23 protein-coding genes are annotated in these 24,716 nt (G+C 68.9%); 11 read left to right on the forward strand and 12 right to left on the reverse strand.

Annotated elements, in window-relative coordinates; genetic code table 11:
- Positions 1-41: 41 nt before the first annotated feature.
- From fdhF to ACSQ9I_RS22820, 8 genes are all read right to left on the reverse strand, one after another.
- The gene (gene fdhF / locus ACSQ9I_RS22785) at positions 42-3,029 is read right to left on the reverse strand and encodes a formate dehydrogenase subunit alpha (RefSeq protein WP_436314564.1); all 2,988 of its coding nucleotides are present in this window, start codon (positions 3,027-3,029) and stop codon (positions 42-44) included.
- Complete coding sequence (locus tag ACSQ9I_RS22790) at positions 3,026-4,834, reverse strand: NADH-ubiquinone oxidoreductase-F iron-sulfur binding region domain-containing protein (RefSeq protein ID WP_436314565.1); 1,809 nt, start codon at positions 4,832-4,834, stop codon at positions 3,026-3,028. Before ACSQ9I_RS22790 ends, fdhF begins: the two co-directional genes overlap by 4 nt.
- A 138-nt stretch (positions 4,835-4,972) precedes the next feature.
- Positions 4,973-5,917, reverse strand: coding sequence for a LysR family transcriptional regulator (locus tag ACSQ9I_RS22795; protein ID WP_436314566.1), 945 nt, complete (start codon positions 5,915-5,917; stop codon positions 4,973-4,975).
- Positions 5,918-5,927: 10 nt separating this feature from the next.
- Positions 5,928-7,019 carry an iron-sulfur cluster carrier protein ApbC gene (apbC, locus tag ACSQ9I_RS22800; protein WP_436314567.1) on the reverse strand — a complete coding sequence of 364 codons (1,092 nt, stop codon included), beginning with the start codon at positions 7,017-7,019 and terminating at the stop codon, positions 5,928-5,930.
- Between the two features lie 50 nt (positions 7,020-7,069).
- Positions 7,070-8,314 carry a rhodanese-like domain-containing protein gene (locus ACSQ9I_RS22805; RefSeq protein ID WP_436314568.1) on the reverse strand — a complete coding sequence of 415 codons (1,245 nt, stop codon included), beginning with the start codon at positions 8,312-8,314 and terminating at the stop codon, positions 7,070-7,072.
- Positions 8,311-8,907 carry a cysteine dioxygenase gene (locus ACSQ9I_RS22810; protein ID WP_436314569.1) on the reverse strand — a complete coding sequence of 199 codons (597 nt, stop codon included), beginning with the start codon at positions 8,905-8,907 and terminating at the stop codon, positions 8,311-8,313. Before ACSQ9I_RS22810 ends, ACSQ9I_RS22805 begins: the two co-directional genes overlap by 4 nt.
- Positions 8,904-9,863, reverse strand: coding sequence for an ABC transporter substrate-binding protein (locus tag ACSQ9I_RS22815; RefSeq protein ID WP_436314570.1), 960 nt, complete (start codon positions 9,861-9,863; stop codon positions 8,904-8,906). Before ACSQ9I_RS22815 ends, ACSQ9I_RS22810 begins: the two co-directional genes overlap by 4 nt.
- Positions 9,860-11,068, reverse strand: coding sequence for an acyl-CoA dehydrogenase family protein (locus ACSQ9I_RS22820; RefSeq protein ID WP_436314571.1), 1,209 nt, complete (start codon positions 11,066-11,068; stop codon positions 9,860-9,862). Before ACSQ9I_RS22820 ends, ACSQ9I_RS22815 begins: the two co-directional genes overlap by 4 nt.
- A 138-nt stretch (positions 11,069-11,206) precedes the next feature.
- On the opposite strand from ACSQ9I_RS22820, the gene ACSQ9I_RS22825 reads away from it, so the two are divergent.
- From ACSQ9I_RS22825 to ACSQ9I_RS22875, 11 genes are all read left to right on the forward strand, one after another.
- The gene (locus tag ACSQ9I_RS22825; protein ID WP_436314572.1) at positions 11,207-12,217 is read left to right on the forward strand and encodes an ABC transporter substrate-binding protein; all 1,011 of its coding nucleotides are present in this window, start codon (positions 11,207-11,209) and stop codon (positions 12,215-12,217) included.
- A gap of 30 nt (positions 12,218-12,247) precedes the next feature.
- Positions 12,248-13,354, forward strand: a complete 1,107-nt coding sequence (locus ACSQ9I_RS22830; RefSeq protein WP_436314573.1) for an LLM class flavin-dependent oxidoreductase — start codon at positions 12,248-12,250, stop codon at positions 13,352-13,354.
- A 3-nt stretch (positions 13,355-13,357) separates the two neighbouring features.
- On the forward strand, positions 13,358-14,188 hold the full coding sequence (locus ACSQ9I_RS22835) for a class II aldolase/adducin family protein (RefSeq protein ID WP_436314574.1): 831 nt from the start codon (positions 13,358-13,360) through the stop codon (positions 14,186-14,188).
- 16 nt (positions 14,189-14,204) lie between these two features.
- Complete coding sequence (locus tag ACSQ9I_RS22840) at positions 14,205-15,203, forward strand: ABC transporter substrate-binding protein (protein WP_093105937.1); 999 nt, start codon at positions 14,205-14,207, stop codon at positions 15,201-15,203.
- A complete protein-coding gene (locus ACSQ9I_RS22845) occupies positions 15,200-16,225 on the forward strand; it encodes an ABC transporter permease (protein WP_436314575.1) in 1,026 nt (341 codons plus the stop codon). The genes ACSQ9I_RS22840 and ACSQ9I_RS22845 overlap by 4 nt, the downstream gene beginning before the upstream one ends.
- Positions 16,219-16,998 carry an ABC transporter ATP-binding protein gene (locus ACSQ9I_RS22850; protein WP_093105932.1) on the forward strand — a complete coding sequence of 260 codons (780 nt, stop codon included), beginning with the start codon at positions 16,219-16,221 and terminating at the stop codon, positions 16,996-16,998. The genes ACSQ9I_RS22845 and ACSQ9I_RS22850 overlap by 7 nt, the downstream gene beginning before the upstream one ends.
- A gap of 6 nt (positions 16,999-17,004) precedes the next feature.
- Positions 17,005-18,162 carry a c-type cytochrome gene (locus ACSQ9I_RS22855; RefSeq protein WP_436293377.1) on the forward strand — a complete coding sequence of 386 codons (1,158 nt, stop codon included), beginning with the start codon at positions 17,005-17,007 and terminating at the stop codon, positions 18,160-18,162.
- A 37-nt stretch (positions 18,163-18,199) separates the two neighbouring features.
- On the forward strand, positions 18,200-19,156 hold the full coding sequence (locus ACSQ9I_RS22860; RefSeq protein WP_436314576.1) for an ABC transporter substrate-binding protein: 957 nt from the start codon (positions 18,200-18,202) through the stop codon (positions 19,154-19,156).
- 106 nt (positions 19,157-19,262) lie between these two features.
- On the forward strand, positions 19,263-20,204 hold the full coding sequence (locus ACSQ9I_RS22865; protein WP_436296423.1) for a CysB family HTH-type transcriptional regulator: 942 nt from the start codon (positions 19,263-19,265) through the stop codon (positions 20,202-20,204).
- A 96-nt stretch (positions 20,205-20,300) separates the two neighbouring features.
- Complete coding sequence (locus ACSQ9I_RS22870) at positions 20,301-21,413, forward strand: IS5 family transposase (protein ID WP_436311868.1); 1,113 nt, start codon at positions 20,301-20,303, stop codon at positions 21,411-21,413.
- Positions 21,414-21,582: 169 nt separating this feature from the next.
- Complete coding sequence (locus tag ACSQ9I_RS22875) at positions 21,583-22,794, forward strand: patatin-like phospholipase family protein (protein WP_436314577.1); 1,212 nt, start codon at positions 21,583-21,585, stop codon at positions 22,792-22,794.
- Here ACSQ9I_RS22875 and ACSQ9I_RS22880 read toward each other — a convergent pair whose 3' ends face one another.
- The 4 genes from ACSQ9I_RS22880 to ACSQ9I_RS22895 form a co-directional block, all read right to left on the reverse strand.
- Positions 22,795-23,466, reverse strand: a complete 672-nt coding sequence (locus tag ACSQ9I_RS22880; RefSeq protein ID WP_436314578.1) for a YceH family protein — start codon at positions 23,464-23,466, stop codon at positions 22,795-22,797.
- 7 nt (positions 23,467-23,473) lie between these two features.
- Positions 23,474-23,803, reverse strand: a complete 330-nt coding sequence (locus ACSQ9I_RS22885; protein ID WP_093105917.1) for a hypothetical protein — start codon at positions 23,801-23,803, stop codon at positions 23,474-23,476.
- Positions 23,790-24,083 carry a hypothetical protein gene (locus ACSQ9I_RS22890; RefSeq protein ID WP_436314579.1) on the reverse strand — a complete coding sequence of 98 codons (294 nt, stop codon included), beginning with the start codon at positions 24,081-24,083 and terminating at the stop codon, positions 23,790-23,792. Before ACSQ9I_RS22890 ends, ACSQ9I_RS22885 begins: the two co-directional genes overlap by 14 nt.
- A 68-nt stretch (positions 24,084-24,151) precedes the next feature.
- Positions 24,152-24,691, reverse strand: coding sequence for a DUF1697 domain-containing protein (locus ACSQ9I_RS22895; RefSeq protein WP_436314580.1), 540 nt, complete (start codon positions 24,689-24,691; stop codon positions 24,152-24,154).
- Positions 24,692-24,716 lie beyond the last annotated feature (25 nt).

Consider the following 24,716-nt stretch of genomic DNA (forward strand, 5'->3'; position numbering starts at 1 on the left):
ACGCTCGATATGCCAAAAATGTCACATCACGATGCCGCTTTTCAATGCGCCGTCGCCGTTTCCACCGTTGCCACCGCCCCGGTTCCATAGCCCGCGGCCGCCACCGGCACGCCGCCGCGCAGCACCTGCACCGCGCAGTACTTGAACTCCGGGATCTTGCCCATGGGATCGAGCGCCGCATTGGTCATCAGGTTGGCTGCCGCCTCGTAGTAGGCGAAGGGCACGAACACCGCGCCGTTCGGCGTGCCGTCGTCGCGGCGCACGTGGATCGCCACCTCGCCGCGGCGCGAGCGGATCGTGACCACGTCGCCCGCCTGCAGGCCCAGGGTCTCCAGGTCGCTCTGGTTCATCGACGCCGTGGCCATCGGCTCCAGCGCATCGAGCACGGTGGCGCGGCGCGTCATGCTGCCGGTGTGCCAGTGCTCGAGCTGGCGCCCGGTGATCAGCACGAAGGGGTACTTGGCATCGGGCCGCTCGTCGGCCGGGATGATGTCGGCCGGCACCAGCTTCACGCGGCCGTCGGCGGTCGGGAAGTCGTCGATGAAGACAGTCGGCTGGCCCGGATCGTCCGCGTCCAGGCAGGGATAGGTCACGCTGGATTCGCGCTGCAGCCGCTCCCAGGTGATGCCACTGATGGCCGCATGCATGGCCTGGCGCATCTCTTCGTAGACGGCGGCCACGCCGGACTCCTCGCCCTCGTAGTTCCAGGCCAAGCCCATGCGTTTTGCGATCTGCTGGATGATCCAGAGATCGGGCTTCGCCTCGCCGGGCGGGTTGAGCGCCTTCTTGCCAAGCTGCACCATGCGATCGGTGTTGCTCACGGTGCCGGTCTTCTCGGGCCAGGCAGTGGCCGGCAGCACCACGTCGGCCAGCCACGCGGTCTCGGTCATGAAGATGTCCTGCACCACCAGGTGTTCCAGGCTCGCGAGCGCATGGCGCGCATGGTTGAGGTCCGGGTCGCTCATCGCGGGGTTCTCGCCCATGATGTACATGCCGCGGATCTTGTGCGGATCGCTATCCGGCGCCAGCGCCTTGTGCATGATCTCGACCACCGTGTAGCCCGGCTTCTCGTCGAGCGGCATGCCCCAGAAGTTCTCGAACCAAGCGTGCACGCCCGGGTTGTCGACGCGCTGGTAGTTGGGGAACATCATCGGGATCAGCCCCGCATCGCTCGCGCCCTGCACGTTGTTCTGGCCGCGCAGCGGATGCAGGCCCGAGCCGGGCTTGCCGATCTGGCCGGTGACCGTGACCAGCGCGATCAGGCAGCGCGCGTTGTCGGTGCCGTGCACGTGCTGGCTGATGCCCATGCCCCACAACACCATCGCGCCCTTGGCCTTGGCGAAGGCCCGCGCCACTTCGCGCAGCATCTCGGCCGGAATGCCGCAGATCGGCGCCATCGCCTCGGGGCTGTAGCCCTTGACGTTCTCGCGCAGCGCCTCGAAGTTGCTGGCGCGGTCGCGCACGAAGGCCTCGTCGACCAGGCCCTCGTCGATCACCGCGTGGATCAGCGCATTGAGCATCGCGACGTCGGTGTCGGCCTTGAACTGCAACGTGCGCCAGGCGTGCCGGCCGATGTCGGTGACGCGCGGGTCGGCCAGCACGATCTTCGCGCCGCGCTTGGCGGCGTTCTTCATCCAGGTGGCGGCCACCGGATGGTTGGCGGTCGGGTTGGAGCCGATGATGAAGATCAGGTCCGCATGCTCCACGTCGTTGACCTGGTTGCTCACCGCGCCCGAACCCACGCCTTCGAGCAGCGCCGCCACGCTGGAGGCATGGCACAGCCGCGTGCAATGGTCGACGTTGTTGCTGCCGAAGCCGGTGCGCACCAGCTTCTGGAACAGGTAGGCCTCTTCGTTGCTGCCCTTGGCCGAGCCGAAGCCGGCCAGCGCCTTCTTGCCGTGCGTGTCGCGCAGGCTCTTGAGCTTGCCCGCGGTGAGCGCGAGCGCCTCTTCCCAGCTGGCCTCGCGGAAGGCGTCGTGCCAGTCGCCGGGCCGCGGTGCGTCGTTGAAGTCCTTGGGCACGCCGGGCTTGCGGATCAGCGGCTTGGTCAGGCGCTGCGGATGGTGCGCATAGTCGAAGCCGAAGCGGCCCTTGACGCAGAGCCGGCTGTGGTTGGCCGGGCCGTCGCGGCCGTCGACGCTGACGATCTTCTCGTCCTTGACGTTGTAGGTGATCAGGCAACCCACGCCGCAGAAGGGGCAGACCGAATCGACCTTGCGGTCGACCTGCTGCGAGCCGATCTGGCTCTTGGGCATCAAGGCGCCGGTCGGGCAGGCCTGCACGCATTCGCCGCAGGCCACGCAGGTGCTGTCGCCCATCGGGTCGTCGAGGTCGAACACGATCTTCGAATCCCCGCCGCGCATCGCGTAGCCGATCACGTCGTTGACCTGCTCCTCGCGGCAGGCGCGCACGCAGCGGTTGCACTGGATGCAGGCATCGAGGTTGACGGCCATCGCGGGATGCGAGACATCGGCCTTGGGTTGCTCGCGGCGCAGGGCCTTGAGTTCGGGGCGAACGGAGATTCCGAGGCGTTCGGCCCATTCGCTGAGCTCGCCGTGCTGGCCGACGGGGAAGCCCCCACCCCCGCCCTCCCCCAGAGGGGGACGGAGCAACTCCGGACTCGCCCCCTCCCCCTTTGAGGGAGGGTTGGGGTGGGGGCTCGCAGCCTTCGCCCCCGCCTCGTCGTTCCACTTGTACCCGCGGTCCGGCATATCGGACAGGAGCATCTCGACCACCATCTTCTGGCTCTTCAGCGCCCGCTCGCTGCTGGCCTGCACCTCCATGCCCGCCGTCGCATTGCGGCAGCAGCTCGGCGCGAGCGTGCGCTCGCCCTTCACTTCGACCACGCAGGCGCGGCAGTTGCCGTCGGGGCGCAGGCCCTCCTTGTAGCAAAGGTGCGGGATGTCGACGCCGTGGCGCTGCGCGGCCTGAAGAATGGTCTCGCCTTCGAAGGCCTGGACGGCGCGGCCGTCGAGCTTGAACTCGATGGTCTGCGGAATCACTTCGGCAAGTCGTGTGGGAGCGTTCACGCGATCTCCTCGGGGAAGTACTTCTGGATGCAGCGGATCGGATTGGGCGCGGCCTGCCCCAGCCCGCAGATCGATGCATCTCCCATGACCTGCGCGAGGTCTTCCAGCGTGGCGTTGTCCCACACCGGCGCCTGCATCAGCGCCGCCGCCTTGGCGGTGCCGACGCGGCAGGGCGTGCACTGGCCGCAGCTCTCGTGTTCGAAGAAGCGCATCATGTTCAGCGCCGCATCGCGCGCGCGATCGTGCTGGCTCAGCACCATCACGGCGGCCGAGCCGATGAAGCAGCCGTAAGGCTGCAGCGTGTCGAAATCCAGCGGGATGTCGATCATGCGCGCCGGCAGGATGCCGCCCGAGGCGCCGCCGGGCAGATAGCCGTAAAGCGTGTGGCCGTGCAGCATGCCACCGCAGTATTCGTCGATCAGCTCCTGCACCGTGATGCCCGCCGGCGCGAGCTTGACGCCGGGGTTCTTGACGCGCCCGCTCACGCTGAAGCTGCGCAGCCCCTTGCGCCCGTGGCGGCCGAAGCCGCTGAACCACTGCGGGCCTTTCTCGACGATGTCGCGCACCCAGTAGAGCGTCTCGAAGTTGTGCTCCAGCGTCGGCCGGCCGAACAGGCCGACCTGTGCGATGTAGGGCGGGCGCATGCGCGGCTCACCGCGCTTGCCTTCGATGCTCTCGATCATCGCGGACTCCTCGCCGCAGATGTAGGCGCCGGCGCCGCGCCGCAGCTCGATGCGCGGCAGCGTGCAGGGGGGGGCGGCCTTGAGCTTGGCCAGCTCGGCCTCGAGCAGCCGGCGGCAGTCGTGGTATTCGTCGCGCAGGTAGATGTAGCAGGCCTCGGTGCCCACGACCTGCGCGGCCACCAGCAGCCCTTCGAGGAAGCGATGCGGATCGCGCTCGAGGTAGGTACGGTCCTTGAAGGTACCGGGCTCGCCCTCGTCGATGTTCACCGCCATGAGTTTCGGCGCCGGCTGCTCGCGCACGATGCGCCACTTGCGCCCGGCCGGAAAGCCCGCGCCGCCGAGGCCGCGCAGGCCCGAGTCTTCCATCGCGCGGAGCACGGCCTCGGCGTCCTCTTCGCCGTTGACCAGCGCGGCCGCGAGCGCATAGCCGCCGTTGGCGCGGTAGGTGGCGTAGTCCGTGAAGGCGGGGATCTCCGCGATCCCTTCGGGCGGTGGCGAGACGCTTTTCTCGGCCAGCGCCGCCGGCACGAAGTTGAAGGTCTCCGGCGCTGACGGCCTGGCGTCCAGCGCCTGCAGCAGCCGGTCGGTGGTCGCCAGCGGCACGGCGCGCTGGTGCACCGCCGCGGCCGGCGCCTGCTCGCAGCGGCCGATGCAGGGCGCGGAGATCACGCGCACGTCGTCGCGTCCCGCCGCGCCCAGCAGCGCAGGCAGCCGCGCGAGCAGGTCCTGTGCGCCGGCCAGCTCGCAGGCCAGGCCATCGCACACGCGGATCGTGAGCCCGGGTGCCTGCTCGTCGCCGCGCAGCACTTCGAAGTGGTGATAGAAGGTCGCAACCTCGTAGACCTCGGCCATCGGAACGTTGATGAGCGAGGCCAGCGCCACCAGGTGGCGGTCGTGCAGCCCGCCGTGCGCATCGTTGAGCAGGTGCAGCTGCTCGATCAGCAGGTCGCGCCGCCAGCCGTCATCGGGCCGCGGGCCGATGAGCGCGCGCACCTCCGCCAGCGCCTCGGTCTCGGGCTGCCGGCCCTTGAGCTTGCTCTTGCGGCGGATGCGCTCGCGCAGTTGATCGGGGGTCGCGAGCGGGATCGCCTGGACGGCGTTCTGGGTGCCTGGGTAGTTCATTGCCTCGGCCGTTGTTGCGGACTGTCCGGCCGCGCGAAGGCACGGCTTGCCCGACTGTCGCCCCGCTTGCGGTTTTCGGCAAATTGAATCCGCACATGGGGCGATTCAATAAAGAAATGATGCGGCACACCTAACTAACTAGCCGCGCAGCGCTCCGCTGTGCGCCGCGACTTCCTGCTGCCAGGCCGGGCTCTGGACCAGCGCCAGCGCCGCATCGAGGGCGCGCGAGGGCCGCACGGCCGTCTGCGTCATGAAGCCGATCGGCGTGCGCACCTCCGGCGCCACCAGGGGCAGCGCCTCGAGTTCGCCGTGGCTGCGCACGGCATCGACCATGCCGCCGGGCAGCACGGCGCAAACGTCCCCGGCGCTCACGCTGAGCGCCAGCGTCAGCACCGAATTGGTCTCGATGGCCGGCTTCACCGAGACGCCGGCATCGGCGAAGGCCTGGTCGACGATGGAGCGGTTGTGCATTTCCGGCGTCAGCAGGCACAGGGGCAGACGCCCCGCTTCTGCCCAGGCGATGGGCGCGCCGAACTGCAGCGCCGGCTTGCCGGCGCTCGCCGACCGGCGCACCAGGTAATAGTGCTCGATGCTCTGCGGCCAGGCCGTGAGCTTGACCTCGCCGCTTCGCATGCGCTCGGTGTAGCCGAGGGCCAGGTCGAGCGACAGGTTCTCCAGCCCGGTTTCGAGCTCGAGCGAACTCATCGACAGCACCGTCGGCACGATGCCCGGATGGCGCGCCCGCAGCCGTCCCGCGAAGCGCGCCAGCATCGGCATCGCGGTCGGCACCGCGGCCATGCGCAGGTTGCCGCGCGGACGGTCTTCTTCGCTCTTGAGCAGCTGCTGCAGCACCTCGTTCTCGTGCAGCATGCGGTGGGCCGCGGCCAGCACGGCCTCGCCCTCGTGCGTCAGCCCGGAATAGGTGCGCCCGCGCTTGACGATGACGACGCCGAACTCGGCCTCCAGCGCACGCAGCGCGTTCGACAAGGCCGGCTGCGTGATGTGGCAGGCCTGCGCGGCGCGGCCGAAGTGGCGGTGCTCGTGCAGCGCGCTGAGGTAGCGCATGGACGCGAGCAGGTTCATGAGCGCTTGATCAGGTGTTCTTGCTGACCGTGATGGTCGGGAACTTGGCCGAGAAATCCTTCGCCTTTTCGGCAATGCCGACCGCCACGCGGCGCGCCACCGACTTGTAGATGCCCGCCACCTCGCCGTCGGGATCGGCCACCACCGTCGGCTTGCCGCTGTCGGCCTGCAGGCGGATGTTGATGTCCAGCGGCAGCGCACCGAGGTACTCCATGTTGTATTGCGCGGCCATCTTCTTCCCGCCCTCGGCGCCGAAGATGTGCTCGACGTGGCCGCAGTTCGAGCACACGTGCACCGCCATGTTCTCGACGATGCCGAGGATCGGCACGCCGACCTTCTCGAACATCTTGATGCCCTTCTTGGCGTCGAGCAGCGCGATGTCCTGCGGCGTGGTCACGATCACTGCGCCGGTCATCGGCACGCGCTGCGAGAGCGTCAGCTGGATGTCGCCGGTGCCGGGCGGTAGGTCGACGATCAGGTAGTCGAGCTCTTTCCAGTTGGTCTGGCGCAGGAGCTGCTCCAGCGCCTGGGTGGCCATCGGGCCGCGCCAGATCATGGCCTCGTCCTGGTCGACCAGGAAGCCGATCGACATCACCTGCACGCCGTGGTTTTCCAGCGGCTCCATGGTCTTGCCGTCCTCGCTCTCGGGACGGCGGTCGATGCCCAGCATCATGGGCAGGCTCGGGCCGTAGATGTCGGCATCGAGCAGGCCGACGCTGGCCCCTTCGGCCGCCAGCGCCAGCGCCAGGTTGGCCGCGGTGGTGCTCTTGCCCACGCCGCCCTTGCCCGAAGCCACGGCGATGATGTTCTTGACGTTGGGCATCAGCTGCACGCCGCGCTGCACGGCATGGCTGATGACCTTGGTCGCGATGTTGACCGACACGTTCTCCACGCCGGACACGCCCTTGGCCGCGGCCACCAGCGCCTTGCGCATCGCCGGCACCTGGCTCTTGGCCGGGTAGCCGAGCTCGATGTCGAAGGAGACGTCGCACTCGTGGATCTGCAGGTTTTTCAGCGCCTTGGTGCTGACGAAGTCCTTGCCCGTGTTGGGGTCGAGGACGGTCTTGAGCGCTTCGGTGAGCGCCGCCTGGGTAACTGCCATTGGTAACTCCTAATGACAGATAGTCTAGTCCGCCGCGTCGCGGCGCCTATTCAGAGCACACGAAAGCCGTGCGTGCCGTCGGACTCCAGCTGCGCCACCAGGCCGAACTCCCAGTCGAGGTAGGCCTGCATCGCCTCGGGCGGCGCGTCGGTGCCTTCGTAGGGCCGGCGGTAGCGGCCGGTCGCAGGCGTCGCGGCCTTGGCCGGTGCCGGACCCTTGTCACTGCGCGCCGACGCGGCCTGCGGCGCCAGCACATGCACCTCCCACCCCATCTGCGCCAGCCACGAGGCCGTCATCGGCGCCCGCACGCCGTCGTCATCGGCCAGCACGATGCGCGCGCCGCGCACCGGCACGTGGTGATCGGTCTCCTGCACCAGCTGCCCGCCCGGCGCGCTCGCGAAGCCGGGCAGGTGGCCGGCCTCGTACTCCTCGGGCGTGCGCACGTCGAAGCGGTAGAGCGTGCGGCCAGGCGCTTCGAGGGTGGCGAGCGCGTGGAGATCGACCCAACGCACGCCGGCACGCCGTGCCACGTCTTCCGCCGAAGCCCGCGCCGCGGCACGGTTCGCTTCACCTGCTTCGGGCGCCCGGCGCGTGGCGCCGTGGTCGAGCACCTGCCCCGCCAGCTTCCAGCCAATCGTCCCGTTGCGCAGCGCCGCCACCGGATTGGGGATGCCCGCATTCACCAGCGACTGGGTGCCGATGATGCTGCGCGTGCGGCCCGCGCAGTTGACGATCACGCGCGTGGCCGGATCGGGGGCGAGCTCGCGCACGCGCAGCACCAGCTCGGCGCCGGGCACGCTGGTCGCGGTGGGGATGCTCATGGTCTGGTATTCGTCGAAGCGGCGCGCGTCCAGCACCACCACGTCGGCCTTGGCATCGATCAGCGCCTTCACCTCCTCGGCCGCGAGCGAGGGCGTATGGCGCTCATGCTCGACCAGTTCGCCGAAGGCCTTGCTCGGCACGTTGACGTCGCGGAACAGCTCGCCGCCGGCTTGGCGCCAACCCTCGAGCCCGCCTTCGAGCAAATGCACGCGCGTGTAGCCGAGCGCTTGCAGTCGCTCGTCCGCGAGCGGCGCGAGGTCGATGCCCTCGTGCTCGCCATAGACCACGATCAGCGTGTCGCGGCGCGGAATGCGGCGCCGGGCATCGAGCTCGATGCGCGACAGCGGCAGGTTCGCGGCCCACAGCGGATGGGCCTGTGCGAAGGGGTCTTCCTCGCGCACGTCGAACAAGGCGATCTCGTCGCCCGCAAGCAGGTGGGCGCGCACGGCGACAAAGGACAGCGTGGCAGTCATGGATGGTGATGTTCGGCGGATCGGTCCCAGAGATTGGGCAGTTGCGTATTCGAGTAGCCGGAGACGAAGGGCTTGCGCCCGCCGCCCGCAGGGTAAGTATGGCGCCGCACCGCACCGATGTTGGCGCCGTAGACATGGATGCTGATCGACACGCGGTCGTCGTAGGCGTTGTGCACGCGGTGCACGTCGGCGATGCGAGGCGACACGGCCTCCACGTCGCCCGGCGCAAGCCACGAGGGCTCGCCCTCGGGGCGCAGCTCGCCATGCCGCTCGCGGTAGGCCTGGCTGTACTCGGCCCCGCGCAGCATGCCGATCAGCCCCCACACCGTGTGGTCGTGCACCGGCGTGGCCTGGCCCGGGCCCCAGACGAAGCTGACGACCGAGAAGCGCTCGGTCGAGTCGGCATGCAGCAGGAACTGCTGGTAGCGCTCGGGGTGCGGCCGGGCATAGGCATCGGGCAGCCAGTCGTCGCGCGCCACCAGCCGGCGCAGCAGCGCACCGCCCTCCTCCAGGATGCGCGGTTCGCCGGGATGCGTATCGAGCAGGCGGCCGAAATCGACCACGAACTCGCGCAGCGGCGCCAGCGCGCTCACGCTGCCGGCTTCCAGACCCGCGTGTCGGTGATGGCCCGCACGTCCACGCGCAGCGGCAGGATGCCGTCGCGCGCCGAGCGGTCGGCCACGGCCTGCAGCGCGACGATGTCGGCCTCGCTGACGGGCCGGCCCGTCACGGCCGCGCGCGCGGTGATGGTGCGCGAGGTCTCGAGCGGCAGCCGCGTGAGTTCCGCATAGACCTTGGCATAGGCCTCGGCGTTGGCCTTGGCCCATTCGCCGGCGCGGCCCAGCCGCTGCAGGAAATCGGCGATGGCCGCGCGCTTGGCGGCGTCGGCCAGCGCCGACTCGCTCGCGGTGATGAAGGCCAGCGCGGTGTTGATGCCGCGGCCGTCGCGCAGGATGCGCCCGCCCTGCTGCAGCGCGATCGCGTAGTAGGGATCGAAGATGGCCCAGGCGTCGATCTGGCGCGAGGCGAAGGCGGCCGCCGCATCGGTCGGCAGCACGAAGCGCAGGTTGACCTCCTCGCGCTTCACGCCCGCCTCTTCGAGTGCGCCGTAGAGCTGGTACTGCGAGATGCTGCCGCGCGCGGACGACACCACCACGCTCTGGCCGCGCAGGTCGGCCACGCGGCGCAGCGGCGAGTCGGGCTGCACCACGATCCCCAGCGCCTCGGGCTTGCCGACGCGCGTGGCGACGATCTTGAGCGGCGTCCTGCCCACAGCCGCGGCGAGCACCGGCAGGTCGCCCGCGACCGCCGTGTCGACGGCCGCGCTGCGCTGGGCTTCGAACAGCGGCGCGGCGCCCTGGAAGTTGGCCCAGCGGTACTGGAAGGGTGCGCCTTCGAGTGCACGCGAAGCTTCGAACAAGGCACGCAGGCCGCCGGCCTGGTCGCCGAGCACCAGGGTCGTGGGCGCGCGGCCTTGCGCCAGCGCGCTCAGCGGGCCGGCCAGCGAGAGTGCGGCGCCCTGCTTGAGCAAGTGACGGCGCGAGCTCATGAACGCACTCCCAGCGCCGCCTTGCCCGCGCCCCCCAGGATCGCATCGTTCTGCGGCGTATGGATGCGGCTGCACAGCACGTCGCGGTAGTGGCGCTCCAGCGGGTTCTGCCGCGCCAGGCCGTGGTTGCCGGTGAGCTGCAGCGCCAGCTCGACGGCGCGGATGGCGTTGTTCGTGACCGTGTACTTCAAGAGGCCGCTGTCGGTGGCGGCCGGCGCATGGCCGGCGTCGACCTCGGCGGTGGCCTGATCAAGCAGCACGCGGTTGCCGCGCAGCAGGGCCTCGATCTCGCCCACGTGTTCCTGCACGCGCGGCAGGCTGGCGAGCGAGGCGCCCAGCGAGCTCGGCGCGCGCCGGTTCAGGAAGCCGACGAGCCAGTCGCGCGCGGCACGCGCCGCGGCGTCGTAGAGCGTGCCCAAGAGCACCACCATCCAGGCGTGCTGCGTGGCATGAGCGTCGATATCGGTCTGGCTGCCGGCATCGGGCGCCCACTCGGCCGGCGCGCGCAGATCGACCGCGTGATCGAGCGGGATCGCGACCTCCTCGAACAGCACCTCGTGGCTGCCCGAGGCGCGCAGGCCCAGGTGGTCCCAGCTGGCCACCACGCGAATGCCGGGCGCGCCGCGCGGCACCAGGAAGAAGCCGGTGCGCGGCGCCGCCTCGTCGTCGGTGCGGGCCCAGACGGCGAGCCACGTCAGCCCTTCGATGCCGGTGGTGTAGAGCTTGTGGCCGTTGATCTTCCACTGGGCGCCTTCGCGCCGCGCCGTGGTGGCGGGCAGGCCGCCGCGTGCCGGCGACCCGAGTACAGGCTCCACGCGCAAGGCATTGATCAGCGCGCCCTCACGCACCGCATCGCGCAGCACGCGCTCGCGCAGGTGGGCCGGCCAGCGGCTGTCGGTGCGGCCGATCGCATGCTGCTGCAGCCAGCTCATGGTGAGGATCAGCGCGGTCGCGGGCTCGCCCCAGGCCACGGCCGCGAGCACGCGGCGCGCCGCCGCCAGCGAGGCACCGCCGCCGCCATGCGCCTGCGGCGCGACCAGGCCGATCAGCCCCTGCGCCTGCAGCTCGGCGAAGTTCTCGCGCGGGAAGGCGCCGCTCCTATCGTGGTCGGCCGCGGTCTCGGCAAACAGGGCGGACAGGCGGGCCAGCAGCGCGGCGTCCGTTGCGGGGTCGGCCGGCAGGCGGCGCAGGACTTGAGAACTCATGGTGCGGCACCTTAAAGGCCGCACCGGGTGCGGGGAACGACGAATCCCGCATATCCAAACTCGCATTTCTGCGTTCTCTTCGGCCGCGGCGCGCATTACGGTCACGCCTCCCCAAGGTCCACGAGAAGAGCGCTTTCCATGACATCCATCCTTTCTGCCTGGTCGCGCCGGCAATGGCTGCAAGCCGCCGGCACGGCCGCGGCCTTCGGCGCCGCCGGCCCGTGGGCACAGGCCGCCGCGCCCACCGATCTCTCCGGCCTCACGCTGCGCATCGGCACCTACAAGGGCCTGTGGCGCCCGCTGCTCGAGGCATCGGGCCAGGGCAAGACGCCCTACAGGATCGACTGGCGCGAACTCAACAACGGCGTGCTCCACATCGAGGCCATCCAGGGCGATGCGCTGGATCTTGGCTCGGGCAGCGAGATCCCGGCCACCTTCGCGGCGCGCCAGAAGGCCAAGGTGCGCTTCGTCGCCGTGATCCATGAAGACCTGAACAACCAGGCGACGCTGGCGCGCAAGGACGCACCGATCAAGACCATCGCCGACTTCAAGGGCAAGCGCGTCGGCTACGTGCGCGCCACCACCGCGCACTACTACCTGAGCAAACAGCTGGCCGAGGTCGGGCTCAGCTTCAACGACATCCAGCCCATCAACCTGAGTCCGGCGGACGGCCTCTCGGCCTTCGCGCGCGGCGACCTCGATGCCTGGGCCATCTACGGCTACAACGGGCAGCTGGCCCGCATCCAGTACGGCGCGCGCACCATCAAGACCGGCAAGGGCTATCTCTCGGGCAACTTCCCGGTCTATGCCAATCCGCGCGCGGTGGACGAGCCGCTGCGCCATGCCGCCATCACCGACTTCCTGCTGCGCCTGCAGCGCGCCTACGCCTGGGCCAACGGCAACTACCTCGAGTACGCGCAGGCGCAGTCGGCAGAGACGCGGGTGCCGGTGGGCGACCTGATCGAGCTCTTCAACGGCCGCAGCAACGACTACGCGCTGGGCCCGGTCACCAACGCCGCGGTGCGCAGCCACCAGGAGGTGGCCGACACCTTCCAGAAGCTCGGCGTGCTCGACGGCCCGGCCGAGGTGGCGCCGCTGTGGGACCGCAGCTTCGGCGCCGCCCTCTCGCGCAACAGCAACCCGGCCTGACCACTTTTTGCATCGAAGGAAGAAACACCCATGAGCGACAGCATCGAATTCATCGGCATGATCCAGGCCCAGAAGGTCTCGGAAATCCATCCCGCGCGCGGCCCGGCGATCGACCGCGACTACGTGCGCGCCTTCGCGCAGGCGCACGAAGCGGCCGGCTTCGACCGCGTGCTGGTGCCGCACCACTCGACCAGCCCCGACGCCACGCTGACCGTGGCCTATGCGGCCTCGGTCACCGAGCGTATCCACTTCATGCTGGCGCACCGCCCCGGCTTCGTGGCGCCGACGCTGGCGGCGCGCCAGTTCGCCTCGCTCGACCAGTTCAGCGGCGGACGGCTTGGCGTGCACTACATCTCGGGCGGCTCCGACGAAGAGCAGAAGCGCGACGGCGACTGGCTCGACCACGACCAGCGCTATGCGCGCACCGACGAGTACCTCGAGGTGCTGCGCAAGGTGTGGACCAGCGACAAGCCTTTCGACCATGAGGGCGCGCACTACCGCTTCAAGGATGCGTTCTCCGAAGTGAAGCCGGTGCAGACACTGAACGGCCGGCCGCACGTGCCGGTGTATTTCGGCGGCGCCTCGGAAGCCGCGATCCCGGTGGCCGGCAAGCATGCCGACGTCTATGCGCTGTGGGGCGAATCGCTGGCCCAGGCGGCCGAACTTACGGGCCGCGTGCGCGCCGAGGCCGCGAAGCAGGGGCGCAACGTGCGCTTCTCGGTCTCGTTCCGGCCGATCCTGGCCGAGACCGAAGCCAAGGCCTGGGAGCGCGCCGACAACATCCTGACCGAAACCCGGCGGCTTCGCGTGGTGCAGGGCTTCGGCCGCGGCGGTCCGCAGCAGAGCGAGGGTGCGAAGCGCCTCTTGGCCGCGGCCGAGCATGGCACGCGGCTCGACAAGCGGCTGTGGACCGCGGTCGCGCAGGAGATCGGCGGACGCTCGAACAGCACCGCGCTGGTCGGCACGCCGGAGCAGGTGGCCGATGCGCTGCTCGACTATCACGCGCTCGGCGTCACCACCTTCCTGATCCGCGGCTTCGATCCGCTCGAGGACGCGATCGACTACGGCCGCGAACTGATTCCGCGCACGCGCGAACTGGTGGCGCAGCGTGTGGCCGCGCAGCGCAAGGCGGCCTGAGCCATGAGCGCCGTTCTTTCCATCGACCGCCCGGCCGCCAGATCGCAGCAACTTCAACTCAATCCGAACCCGCAGCAGAAATACTGGTTCGATCCGCCTGCGCAACGCCCCAGCATCGAAGCCGAGCGCCGCCATCGCCAGGAGCGGCTGGCCGGCGCCTTCCGCCTGTTCGCGCGCTTCGGCTTTGCGCAGGGGCTGGCAGGCCACATCACGGCACGCGACCCGGAGCTCACGGACCATTTCTGGGTCAACCCGCTGGGCGTGCACTTCTCGCGCATCAAGGTGTCGGACCTGCTGCTGGTCAATTCGAAGGGCGAGACAGTGATCGGCGAGCGCCCGCTCAACAAGGCGGCCTTCGCGATCCATGCGGCGATCCACGAATACAACCCGAAGATCATCGCGGCCGCGCACACGCATTCGACCTACGGCAAGGCCTGGTCGACGCTGGGCCGCAAGCTGGACACGCTGACGCAGGACAGTTGCGTCTTCCATGACGACCACGCGCTCTTCGACGATTTCACCGGCATGGTGGTCGACGAGAGCGAGGGGCTGCGCATCGCGAAGGCGCTGGGCGATCGCAAGGGCGCGATCCTCAAGAACCACGGCATCCTGACGGCCGGCCCGACCGTCGAGGCCGCGGCCTGGTGGTACATCGCGCTCGACAACGCCTGCCACACGCAGCTCCTGGCCGAGGCCGCCGGCACGCCGCATCCCATCGACGAAGCGGTCGCGCGCCACACGCACGGCCAGATCGGCGGGCCCGAAGGCGCGCTGCATGCCTTCGAAAGCCTCTACGAAGGGCTGGTCGAGGCCGAGCCTGAACTTCTTCTTTGATCCGAGGCCCTTCGCCATGAACACATCCTTTTCGCGCCGCCGCGTGCTGCGCGCCGGCGGCGCCGCTGCCGTCATCGCATCCAGCGGCCTGCTCGCCTCGCGCGCCTGGTCGCAGCCGCGCAAGCTCAGCTTCGCCTGGAACGCCACCGCCTTCTGCCTCTCGCCGGTGGTGGTGGCGCAGGAGCGCGGCTTCTTCGAGAAGAACGGCCTGCAGGTGGACCTGGTCAACTACACCGGCTCCACCGACCAGCTGCTCGAATCGCTCGCCACCGCCAAGGCCGACGCCGCGGTGGGCATGATCCATCGCTGGCTGAAGCCGCTCGAATCGGGCTTCGACGTCAAGATCGTCGGCAGCTCGCACGGCGGCTGCGTGCGCCTGGTGGGCGTCAAGGAAGCCGGCATCACCGACCTGCAGAAGCTCAAGGGCAAGACCATCGGCGTCTCGGACATCGCGAGCCCGGGCAAGAACTTCTTCTCGATCCTGCTGAAGAAGAACGGCATCGATGCGGACCGCGATGTGACCTGGCGCCAGTACCCGGCCGACCTGCTCGACATCGCGGTCAACAAGGGCGAGATCCAGGCGATCGCCGACGGCGACCCGACGCTCTACCTGATCGAGAAGCGCAACAAGGACCGCTACGTCCAGCTGGCCTCCAACCTCTCGGGCGAATACAAGGACAAGGTCTGCTGCATCGTCGGCGCGCGCGGCGAGCTGGTGCGCAAGGAGAAGCCGGTGGTCGCGGCATTGGTGCGTGCGATCGTGCAGGCCTCGGACTTCGTGGCCGAGAACCCGAACGAGTCGGCCAAGCTCTTCGCCAAGTACTCGCCCAAGGTGCCGGTCGAGGATCTGCAGGCGTTGCTGGGGACGCTGACGCATGGGCACCACCCCGTCGGCAAAAGCCTGCGCGACGAGGTCGAGTTCTATGCGCGCGACTTCCGCTCGGTCGGCGTGCTGAAGCAGAACACCGATCCGGCGCGGCTCGCGAACCACGTGTCGGTGGATGTGCTCGCATGACCACGGCCGAGCAGGTACTGGACGCGCCGCCGGCGCAGCTGCTTGCGCTGCGCGAACCGGTACTCGCCGGCGTTTGGCGCGCCGGCACCGTCGCGGCGGCCGCGTGGCTCGCGCTCGGTGCAGTCACGCTGATCTGGCCCAACAAGGAGGTCGGCTTCAGCGACTGGAATTTCACCACCGAATTCGGCGGCGCCGCGATCGCGGTGGCGCTGCTGCTGCTCGCGATCGCGCTGCTCGGCGCGCGCGCCGGCCGCATCGGACGCGTGCTTCGCCCGGCCGGCCAGTGGCTGGTCGCGGCCCCGCTGCTGCTCGCGCTGTGGGAGGTGGCGACCGCCAAGCTGGGCCTGCTGCCACCGCCCTTCTTCGCCCCGCCGCAAAGCCTGATCGACGTCGCCTACGAGGACTGGCGCCGGCTCGGCCTCTCGACCGCGCATTCGGCGCGCCTGCTGGCGCACGGCTTCGTGCTCGGCGCGGGGGTCGGCTTCGCGACCGGCGTGTGGATCGGCTGGTCGCGCATCGCCGGCTACTGGGTGCATCCGCTGCTGCGCTTTCTCGGGCCGGTGCCGGCCTCGGCGCTGCTGCCGCTGGCCTTCTTCTTCGCGCCCTCGAGCTATGCGGCCGCGGTGTTCCTGATCGGGCTCGCGACCTTCTTCCCGGTGGCGGTGCTGAGCTGGTCGGGCGTGGCCTCGGTCAACAAGAACTACTACGACGTGGCGCGCACGCTGGGCGCGCCCGAATGGTTCCTGGTGCTGCGCGTGGCGGTGCCGGCTGCCCTGCCGCAGGTCTTCGTCGGCCTCTTCATGGGGCTCGGTGCTTCGTTCTCGGTGCTGGTCACGGCCGAGATGATGGGCGTGAAGGCCGGCCTCGGCTGGTACCTGCAGTGGGCCCAGGGCTGGGCCGCCTACGCCAACATGTATGCGGCGCTGCTGGTGATGGCGGTGCTGTGCTCGGGCCTCATCACGCTGCTGTTCGCGGTGCGTGACCGCGCGCTCTCGTGGCAGAAGGGGACGGTCAAGTGGTAGCCGCAGCGACGACAACCGCCGGCGCACGCATCGAGGTGCGCAACGTCGGCCACTGGTTCCAGCTGTCGGCCGGCGTGCTGCAGGTGCTAGACGGCATCGACCTCACGGTGCAGCCGGGCGAGTTCGTCGCGCTGCTGGGGCCCAGCGGCTGCGGCAAGTCGACGCTGCTGCGGCTGGTGGCCGGGCTGGAGCCAGCCACCACCGGCAGCATCACGCAGGACGGCGAGCGCATCGCGCGACCCGGTCCCTCGCGCATCGTGGTGTTCCAAGACCCGACGCTCTATCCGTGGCGCAACGTGTGGGACAACGTGGCGCTCGGGCTGCAGGCGCGCGGCCTGCTGAAGACGCAGCGTTCGCGCGTCGACGATGCGCTCAGGCTCGTGGGCCTTGCCGACTTCGCGAAGAGCTTTCCCCATCAGCTCTCGGGGGGCATGGCGCAACGCGTCGCGCTGGCGCGGGCGCTGGTCAACGATCCGCAGCTGCTGGTGCTCGACGAGCCGCTGGGCAAGCTCGACTCGCTGACGCGCATCGCGATGCAGAGCGAGCTGGTCAACCTGTGGCAGCGGACGGGCTTCTCGGCGCTGCTGGTCACGCACGATGTCGAAGAGGCGTTGTTCCTCGCCAATCGGGTGATCGTGCTGAGTGACCGGCCGGCGCGCATCACGGCACAGCTCGAAGTCGACCTGCCCTACCCGCGTCATCGCGGCCATCCGAGGCTGGCCGAACTCCGGCACGAAGCACTGCGTCATCTAGGTTTGGATGCGACCTGGTAGATCCCGATGACACCGCTGGCCGAGGCCGATGGGCTCAACGCGTTGATCGGTTTTCTGCAGGCTGCGCAACTCGGCCTGCTGCGGCTGCTCGCGTGGCTCGGACTCGCGGGCACCAGCCATGGCCAGCCGGCTTGGCCATGGGCGTTGCGCCTGTCGGGCGAGAACCTGTTGATCGATCTCGGCCAGGCACGGCGGCTCGCGCTCACGCTGCTGGTGCTCGCGGCTGCGCTGCTTGCCTTGTTGCTCGCGCTGGTCTGGCGCCGGCGGCGGATCGTGCTCGTCGCGATGGTTCCGCTGCTGCTGGCCGTCGCACCCTGGCCCGAGGCCCATGTGGTACTGGTGCCGGCCTATCCCGCGAGCTTCCATCGCTCGCCCACCGGCTTCAGCGCGGCCTCCATCGCACAGGGACGCGCGCTCTATGCGCAGCACTGCATCGGCTGCCATGGCGCGGACGGGCGCGGCCAAGGTCCGCTGGCAGCCGCACAGCCCGTGTGGCCGCCGAACCTCAGCGGCCCGCTCCTGTGGCGGCGCGCCGATGGCGACCTGCTGTGGCGCGTGCTCCACGGCATGCAGGACCGGCACGGCGCGCCCACCATGCCGGCCTTCGACGGGCTGTTCGGTGCGCGCGAGGCCTGGGCGCTGATCGATTTCATGAAGGCCCAGGGCGCGGGCCAGAGCCTGCGCGCGACCGGCCTCTGGGCCCAGCCCATCGGCCTGCCCGATGTCGCCGTGCGCTGCGAAGGCCGCACACCACGCACGCTCGCGAGCTGGCGCGGCCAGCGCCTGCGCATCGTGGCTTCGGCCGCGGCGGCGCCTTTGCTCGAAGACCCGCGGTTGGTGACCGTGCTGTTGCGACCTCCGGGCGACACCTCCTCGCAGTCCGGCATCGACTGCATCGCCGACCCAAATGCCTGGGACGCCTTTGCACTGGTCGCAGGCACGGAACAACTGGCCGGCACGCAACTGCTGGCGGACCGCGGCGGCTGGCTGCGCGCCCGCAGCGCGCCGGGCCAGGCCGGCTGGTCGGAGGACGACCTGCTGTGCCGCACCGAGGCGGTGCCGCGTGACGCGCAAGACGCTTCGCTCACCGACGGCCTCGGCGCCCTGATCGCGCGCATGGACGCCGAGCCGGTGCGCTTCGTCAAGGGCGGCTTCGTGCACTGAGCCCGCCCTCTTTCATCACATTCAAGGAGTCTTCTTCATGACCCAAGCATCCCGCCGTCGCTTCATCACCCACACGCTCGCCGGCGCCACCAGCCTCGCGCTGCCGGCCCCCGCGCTGCATGCGCAATCGCGCCCCGTGCTCAAGGCCGGCGACCAGAAAGGCGGCCTGCGCGCGCTGCTCGAAGCGGCCGGCAGCCTCGAAGGCCTGAGCTACGACATCCAGTGGTCCGAGTTCCCGGCCGCCGCGCCGCTGGCCGAAGCGCTCAATGCAGAAGCCGTGGACTCGGGCCCGATCGGCGATGCGCCGCTGATCTTCGCGCTCGCGGCCGGCACGCGCGTCAAGGCGATCGGCGCCAACCGTTCCGATGCCTACGGCACGGCCGTGCTGGTGCGGCCCGACTCGCAGCTGAAGACCGCCGCCGACCTCAAGGGCAAGAGCATCGCGACCAACCGCGGCTCGATCGGCCACTACATCACGCTGAAGGCCATCACGACGGCCGGCCTCAAGCCGGAGGACGTGAACCTGCGCTTCCTCGCCCCGGCCGATGCCAAGCTCGCGCTGACGCAGGCCTCGGTCGATGCCTGGGCCACCTGGGAGCCCTACACCGCGCTGGCCGAAACCAGCGGGCATGCGCGGGTGCTGGCGAGCGGCCGCGGCCTGCTGCCGGGCCTGAGCTACCTGGCCGCCACCGATGCAGCGATCGCCGCCAAGCGGCCGGTGCTGCAGGACTTCCTGCAGCGCGTGGTGCGCGCGCAGCGCTGGTCGTACCGCAATGTCGATGCCTTCTCGGCCACGCTGGCACGCATCATCGGCATCCCGGCCGACGCCGCGAAGCTGCAGTTCGAGCGTCGCCAGCAGAAATGGGTGGCCATCGATGCGCGGGTGATTGCCGACCAGCAGGGCACCGCCGATTTCTACAGCCAGGTCGGACTCATCAAGCAGCCGCTGGATGTGCGTTCCACCTTCGACCTGTCCTTCTCTGCGAACGGTTAGATGAGTTGATTATTTGGAATCAACGAATCGGTCGTTCCCAGATCCGAGGCCTCTGCGGACAATGGCGCGCCACGCCCCTTGCGGCGCCGTTCTCCGTTCGAGCCCTATGAATTTCCAACAACTGCGCTCGGTGCGCGAAGCCGTGCGCTGCGGCTTCAACCTCACCGAAGTCGCCCACACGCTCCACACCTCCCAGCCCGGCGTGAGCCGGCAGATCCGCGAACTCGAGGAAGAGCTTGGCATCGAGCTCTTCGTGCGCGCCGGCAAGCGCCTGACCGGCCTGACCGAACCCGGCGGCCATGTGCTGCCGATCATCGAGCGCATGCTGATGGAGAGCAGCAACCTGCGGCATGCGGGGCAGGAATTCGTCGCGCGGCAAAGCGGCCTGCTCTCCATCGCAGCCACGCATTCGCAGGCGCGCTATGCGCTGCCGGTGGCGGTGCAGGAGTTCCGCAGCCACTTCCCCGACGTCAAGCTCCATCTGCACCAGGGCTCGCCCAAGCAGATCGCGCAAATGCTGATCGACGGCGAGGCGGACGTCGGCATCGCGACCGAGGCGCTGGGCGACTATCCACAGCTGGTCGCGCTGCCCTGCTACCGCTGGACGCATTCGGTGATCGTGCCGCCGGGCCATGCGCTGCTCGATGCAGCGCTCACGCTGGAGGCGCTGGCCCGCTATCCGCTGATCACCTACGACACCGGCTTCACCGGCCGCACGAAGATCGACCGCGCCTTCGAGGATGAAGGCCTCGCGCCCGGCATCGTGCTGACCGCGATGGACGCCGACGTGATCAAGACCTATGTGCAGCTCGGCATGGGCGTGGGCATCGTCGCCGGCGTCGCCTACGAGGCCGAGCGCGACACGCAGCTGCGCGCGCTCGACGCCGGCCCGCTGTTCGGCATCAACCTCACCAAGCTCGCGGTGCGGCGCGGCAGCTACCTGCGCGGCTATGTGCATGCCTTCATCGAATCCTTTGCGCCGACGCTGACGCGCGAGGTGGTGGAGCAGGCGCTGGCTGCGGATTCGCCGGTGCACGACGAAGCCTAGCAGGGTGCTGAAATACCTCTCCCGCCGGTCGGCGTGTGACGGCCCTCAAGCGTTGGAAGTTGATCCCCCGACAGTTGCAAGACAAGACCCCAGACGATGCGCGGAGCCGACACCTTCACCGAGAGCTTGTTCACGATGCGCCGCCTGGAGGACTTCGTACCCGCGAATCATCCTCTGCGCCCGATCCGCGCGATGGTCAATGAAGCGCTGCTCAAGATGGACAACCTATTCGCCGGCATGTATGAGGCCGACATCAAGGGCGGGCGTCCCAGCATCGCACCAGAGAAGCTGCTGCGCGCGATGCTCTTGCAGATCTTCTTCAGCGTCCGCTCGGAGCGTCAACTCATGGAGCAGACCCAGTACAACCTCTTGTATCGCTGGTTCATTGGCTTGGCCATGGACGATGCGGTCTGGGTGCCCAGCGTCTTCACCAAGAACCGCGAACGGCTGATCGCGCACGACGCGATCATCGAACTGTTCAACCACATCGTCGAAACCGCGGATCGCAAGGGCTGGCTGTCGGGCGAGCACTTCAGCGTCGATGGCACCCTTATTCAGGCGTGGGCCAGCCACAGGAGCTTTGTGCGCAAGGACGGCGGCGACGATGATGCGGGCAACAACACAACGGGTAGCACCAGCTTCAAAGGCCAGAGCCGCAGCAACGACACTCACGCCTCGCGCACCGATGGCGATGCGCGTCTGTACCGCAAGGGCAAGACCGCCAGCGAGTTGCGCTACATGGGTCATACCCTATCGGACAACCGCCATGGCCTGATCGCCAACGCGATGGTCACACAGGCTGACGGCTTTGCCGAGCGCGAAGCGGCCAAGGTCATGATCAAGGATGCCCGTCAAGCGGCCGCGAGTCCGGATACCGAGGTCACACTCGGTGCAGACAAGGGCTACGACGCGCAGGAGTTCGTCCAGGCATGTCAGGACATGGGCGTGATACCGCACGTAGCCCAGAACACTTCGGGGCGGCGCTCCGCGGTGCCCGATGCCATCGCTGCGAGCGAAGGCTATGCGCTGTCACAGCGCAAACGAAAACTCATCGAGCAGGGCTTCGGCTGGGCCAAGACGGTGGGCGGAATTCGTCAGGTGATGGTGCGTGGACTCAAGCGCGTGGACCACCTGTTCGTGCTGACGATGACGGCCTACAACTTGACGCGCATGCGTTCGCTGGGACAAATCCGTCCGCAGGGGCTCTGAGGCAACCAGAGGCGCGCAAAACATCCTCAAATCAGAGAAAACGGCTCGCAAAACCCTGCCTGACGCACCATGTGAAAAGCGAACCCTCGGCCGGCAGGGAGGACTCGCTTTGAAGGGGAGTATTTCCGCACCCTGCTAGGGCCGGAGCGGGTACGCTTGGGCGCCCTTCATGCCCTCGCCAGCCCCCGCTCCCTTGCCCGCCACCGGCCTGCTGCTGACCGGCGGCGGCGCCCGCGCCGCCTACCAGGTCGGCGTGCTCGAAGCCATTGCCGACCTGCGGCTCGCTGCGGGTGCTGGGACACAGGGCAATCCCTTCGCCGTGATCACCGGCACCTCGGCCGGCGCCATCAACGCCGCGGCGCTGGCCTGCGGCAGCGACGACTTCGATGCCACCGTGCGGCGCATCGCCGACGTGTGGCAGGGCTTTCGCACCGAGCAGGTGTACCGCGCCGATTCGCTGGCCATGCTCGATGCCGGCGCGCGCTGGCGCCTGCTGCTGGGCGTGGGCCAGTTGCTGCGCAAGTGGCTGCGCCTCGCACCGCGCTCGCTGCTGGACAACGCGCCGCTGGCCGAGCTGCTCGAGCGCATGGTGCCGCTGGACCGCCTTCCGCAACTGATGCGCGACGGCCACCTGCAGGCACTGGCCGTGACCGCATCGAGCTACAGCTCGGGCGAGCACGTCACCTTCTTCGATGCGGCCGCACCGATGGAACCCTGGGTGCGCTCGCAGCGCATCGCGGTGCCGGGGCACATCACGCATGCGCATCTGCTGGCCTCCTCGGCCATTCCCTTCGTATTCCCGTCCACCGGCCTGGACCTGGGCGGCCATACCGAGTACTTCGGCGACGGCTCGATGCGCCAGTCGGCGCCGATCGCGGCCGCCATCCACCTGGGCGCGCAGCGCATCCTCGCCGTGGGCGCCGGCCGCATGAGCGAGCCGCGCGAAGCGCCCGCACCCAACACCTTCACCGGCTATCCGACCATGGCGCAGATCGCGGGCCATGCACTGTCGAGCATCTTCCTTGATGCGCTGGCGGTCGACGTCGAGCGCCTGCGGCGCATCAACCAGACGCTCGCGCTGATCCCGCCCGATGCGCGGCAGAACACGAGCCTGCGGCCGGTCGAGCTGCTGCTGATCTCGCCCTCGGAGCGCATCGACGCAATCGCCGCGCGCCATGTGGGCGCCTTGCCCGGCGCGGTGCGCCGCCTGTTCGGCGGCCGCGACGCGCTCTCGGGCCACAACGAGGTCAAGGGTGCGGCGCTCGCGAGCTACCTGCTCTTCGATCAGGGCTTCACGCGCGAGCTGATGGCGCTCGGGCGGGCCGATACGCTGAAGCAGCGCGACGAAGTGCGTCGCTTCTTCGGCTGGGCGCCGGCCTGATCAGCCGTCGTTGGCGATGCCGAGCTCGGAGCAGATCCGCGCCGTCAGGGTCTTGAGCGCGGCAACCTCCGCCTCGAGCCGCGCCACGTTGAGTTTCAGCGCCGCCACTTCACCGAGCGAGGCATCCTGAGGACCGCTCGCGGTGCGGGTCTCCGGCGTGCTCTCGGGCGGCTCGCCGGCGAGCAGATGGGCCCAGCGGCTCTCGCGTGCTCCGGGCAGGCGCGACATCTTCAGCACCAGCGCGCCGGCCGGCCGCGCCGCCAGCTCGTCGAGGAAAGCCTCGACCGAGGAGATGTCGGCGAAGTTGTGCATGCGCTCGCAGGCGATGCGCAGTTCGCCGGCGGTCTGCGGGCCGCGCAGCATCAGCACCGTCAGCAGGATGGCCGACTGCGAGGGCACGCGCAGCACCCGCTCGATGTTGTGCTCGTAGCGCGAGACGCGCCCGCCGCTCGTCTCCATCACCAGGCTGTAGCCCTTGAGGCTGTCGAGCGCGGCCTGCACGTCGGTGTCCGAGGTCTCCATCAGCGGGTTGCGGCTGGTCTTCTGGTTGCAGCCGGCCACCAGCGCATTCAAGGTCAGCGGATAGCTGTCGGGCACGGTGCGCTGCTTCTCGGCCAGCACGCCGAGCACGCGGGTTTCGATCAGGGAGAGGGTGGGGAGGGTCGGAGTCATGACCGAGTCAACTCGCGGAGCTGGGACGCCGCTTGCGCGCGGCGGCGCGCGGCGAGGGAGTGGTGCGTTCGGGCTGCTCTGCCAGGCGGCCCGTGACGTACTTGTGAAGCACGCTGGCAATCAAGGTTTGATAGGGCATGCCTTCTTCGAGGGCCTTGACCTGGATGTCGTTCAAGTCGCCGGAGGAAAGGCGGATATTGACGCGCCGATCCTTGATGGCGGTGGCCCGCGCCACCGCCTTGAACTTGGCAAGCTCGCTCTTGGTGGCGACCGACTTGAGTTTTCCCTTGTCGTAGGCGCTGGAAATTTCGCTTTCGTTGTCGTCAATGTTCTGCATCTGATTCACCCGCATTCAAATAGTCGCGTGTCGCTTTGCGGCTCGGGATGACGGTCTTCAAGAAGAAATAGTCTTCCTCTTCGACAAACGGCACCAAATACGCATAGCCGTCATAAGCCACGACGAGTACTCGCTGCCTCGGATATTTCACCTGATTGGGGTGGGCCAGGATATCCAGCAAGCCGCCCGATTCGATAGCGACAACAATGCTCTCGAAAGAGACTCCTCGATCTGCCCTGAGCATGTCGTTTTTCTCCGGGCTCCACCGAAAAGACTTCATGCCGGCATCCTAACCTGCTGTGTGCCTTTTGTCACCACACCGCACCCAAGGTTGGTTTGCTAGGCGGCTCAGCAATGCTTCTCGACCAGCCGCACGACCGTGTTCCAGGCCCGCGTGCTCGCCGGTGCGCCCAGCAGCTTTTCGAGGAAGGCGTTCGGGCTGCCCGGCGTGTTGCCGACGACGCGGCTGATGCTGAAGGCCTCGCCCTCGGTGGCGTGAAGGACTTCGACGTCCTGGCGCTTCGAGACCAGCGGCAGCGCGGGCAGCGCCCCGCGCCTGGCGCCGAGGAAGGACACGCAGACTTCGTAGACGCTGCCGCGATCGACGGCTGCGAAGGGATCGAGAGCCACGAGCTCGGCCAGATGGTCCACGCTGCGCAGGAAGGCCGGCTCGCGCAATCCGCACTCGGCCGCAAGCGCTTCGCAGGCCTGCGCCAGCACCTTGCGCGCCTCGGTCTTGTTTCGCGCTTCGAAGACCAGCGTGCCGTTGGTGAGGAAGGAAAAAGCCGACCCGGCACCGGCCGCCAGGAAGGCGGCCTCGAACTGCGCCCGGGTCGGGCAGTTCGGCCGGCCCAGGTTGAGGTTGCGGAAGAAGGCGGCGTGCTTCATGTCCCGCGGAATCTATCAGCAGCGC

This window comes from Variovorax sp. LjRoot84 (assembly GCF_964254305.1).
In the GTDB taxonomy this organism is placed as follows: domain Bacteria; phylum Pseudomonadota; class Gammaproteobacteria; order Burkholderiales; family Burkholderiaceae_C; genus Variovorax.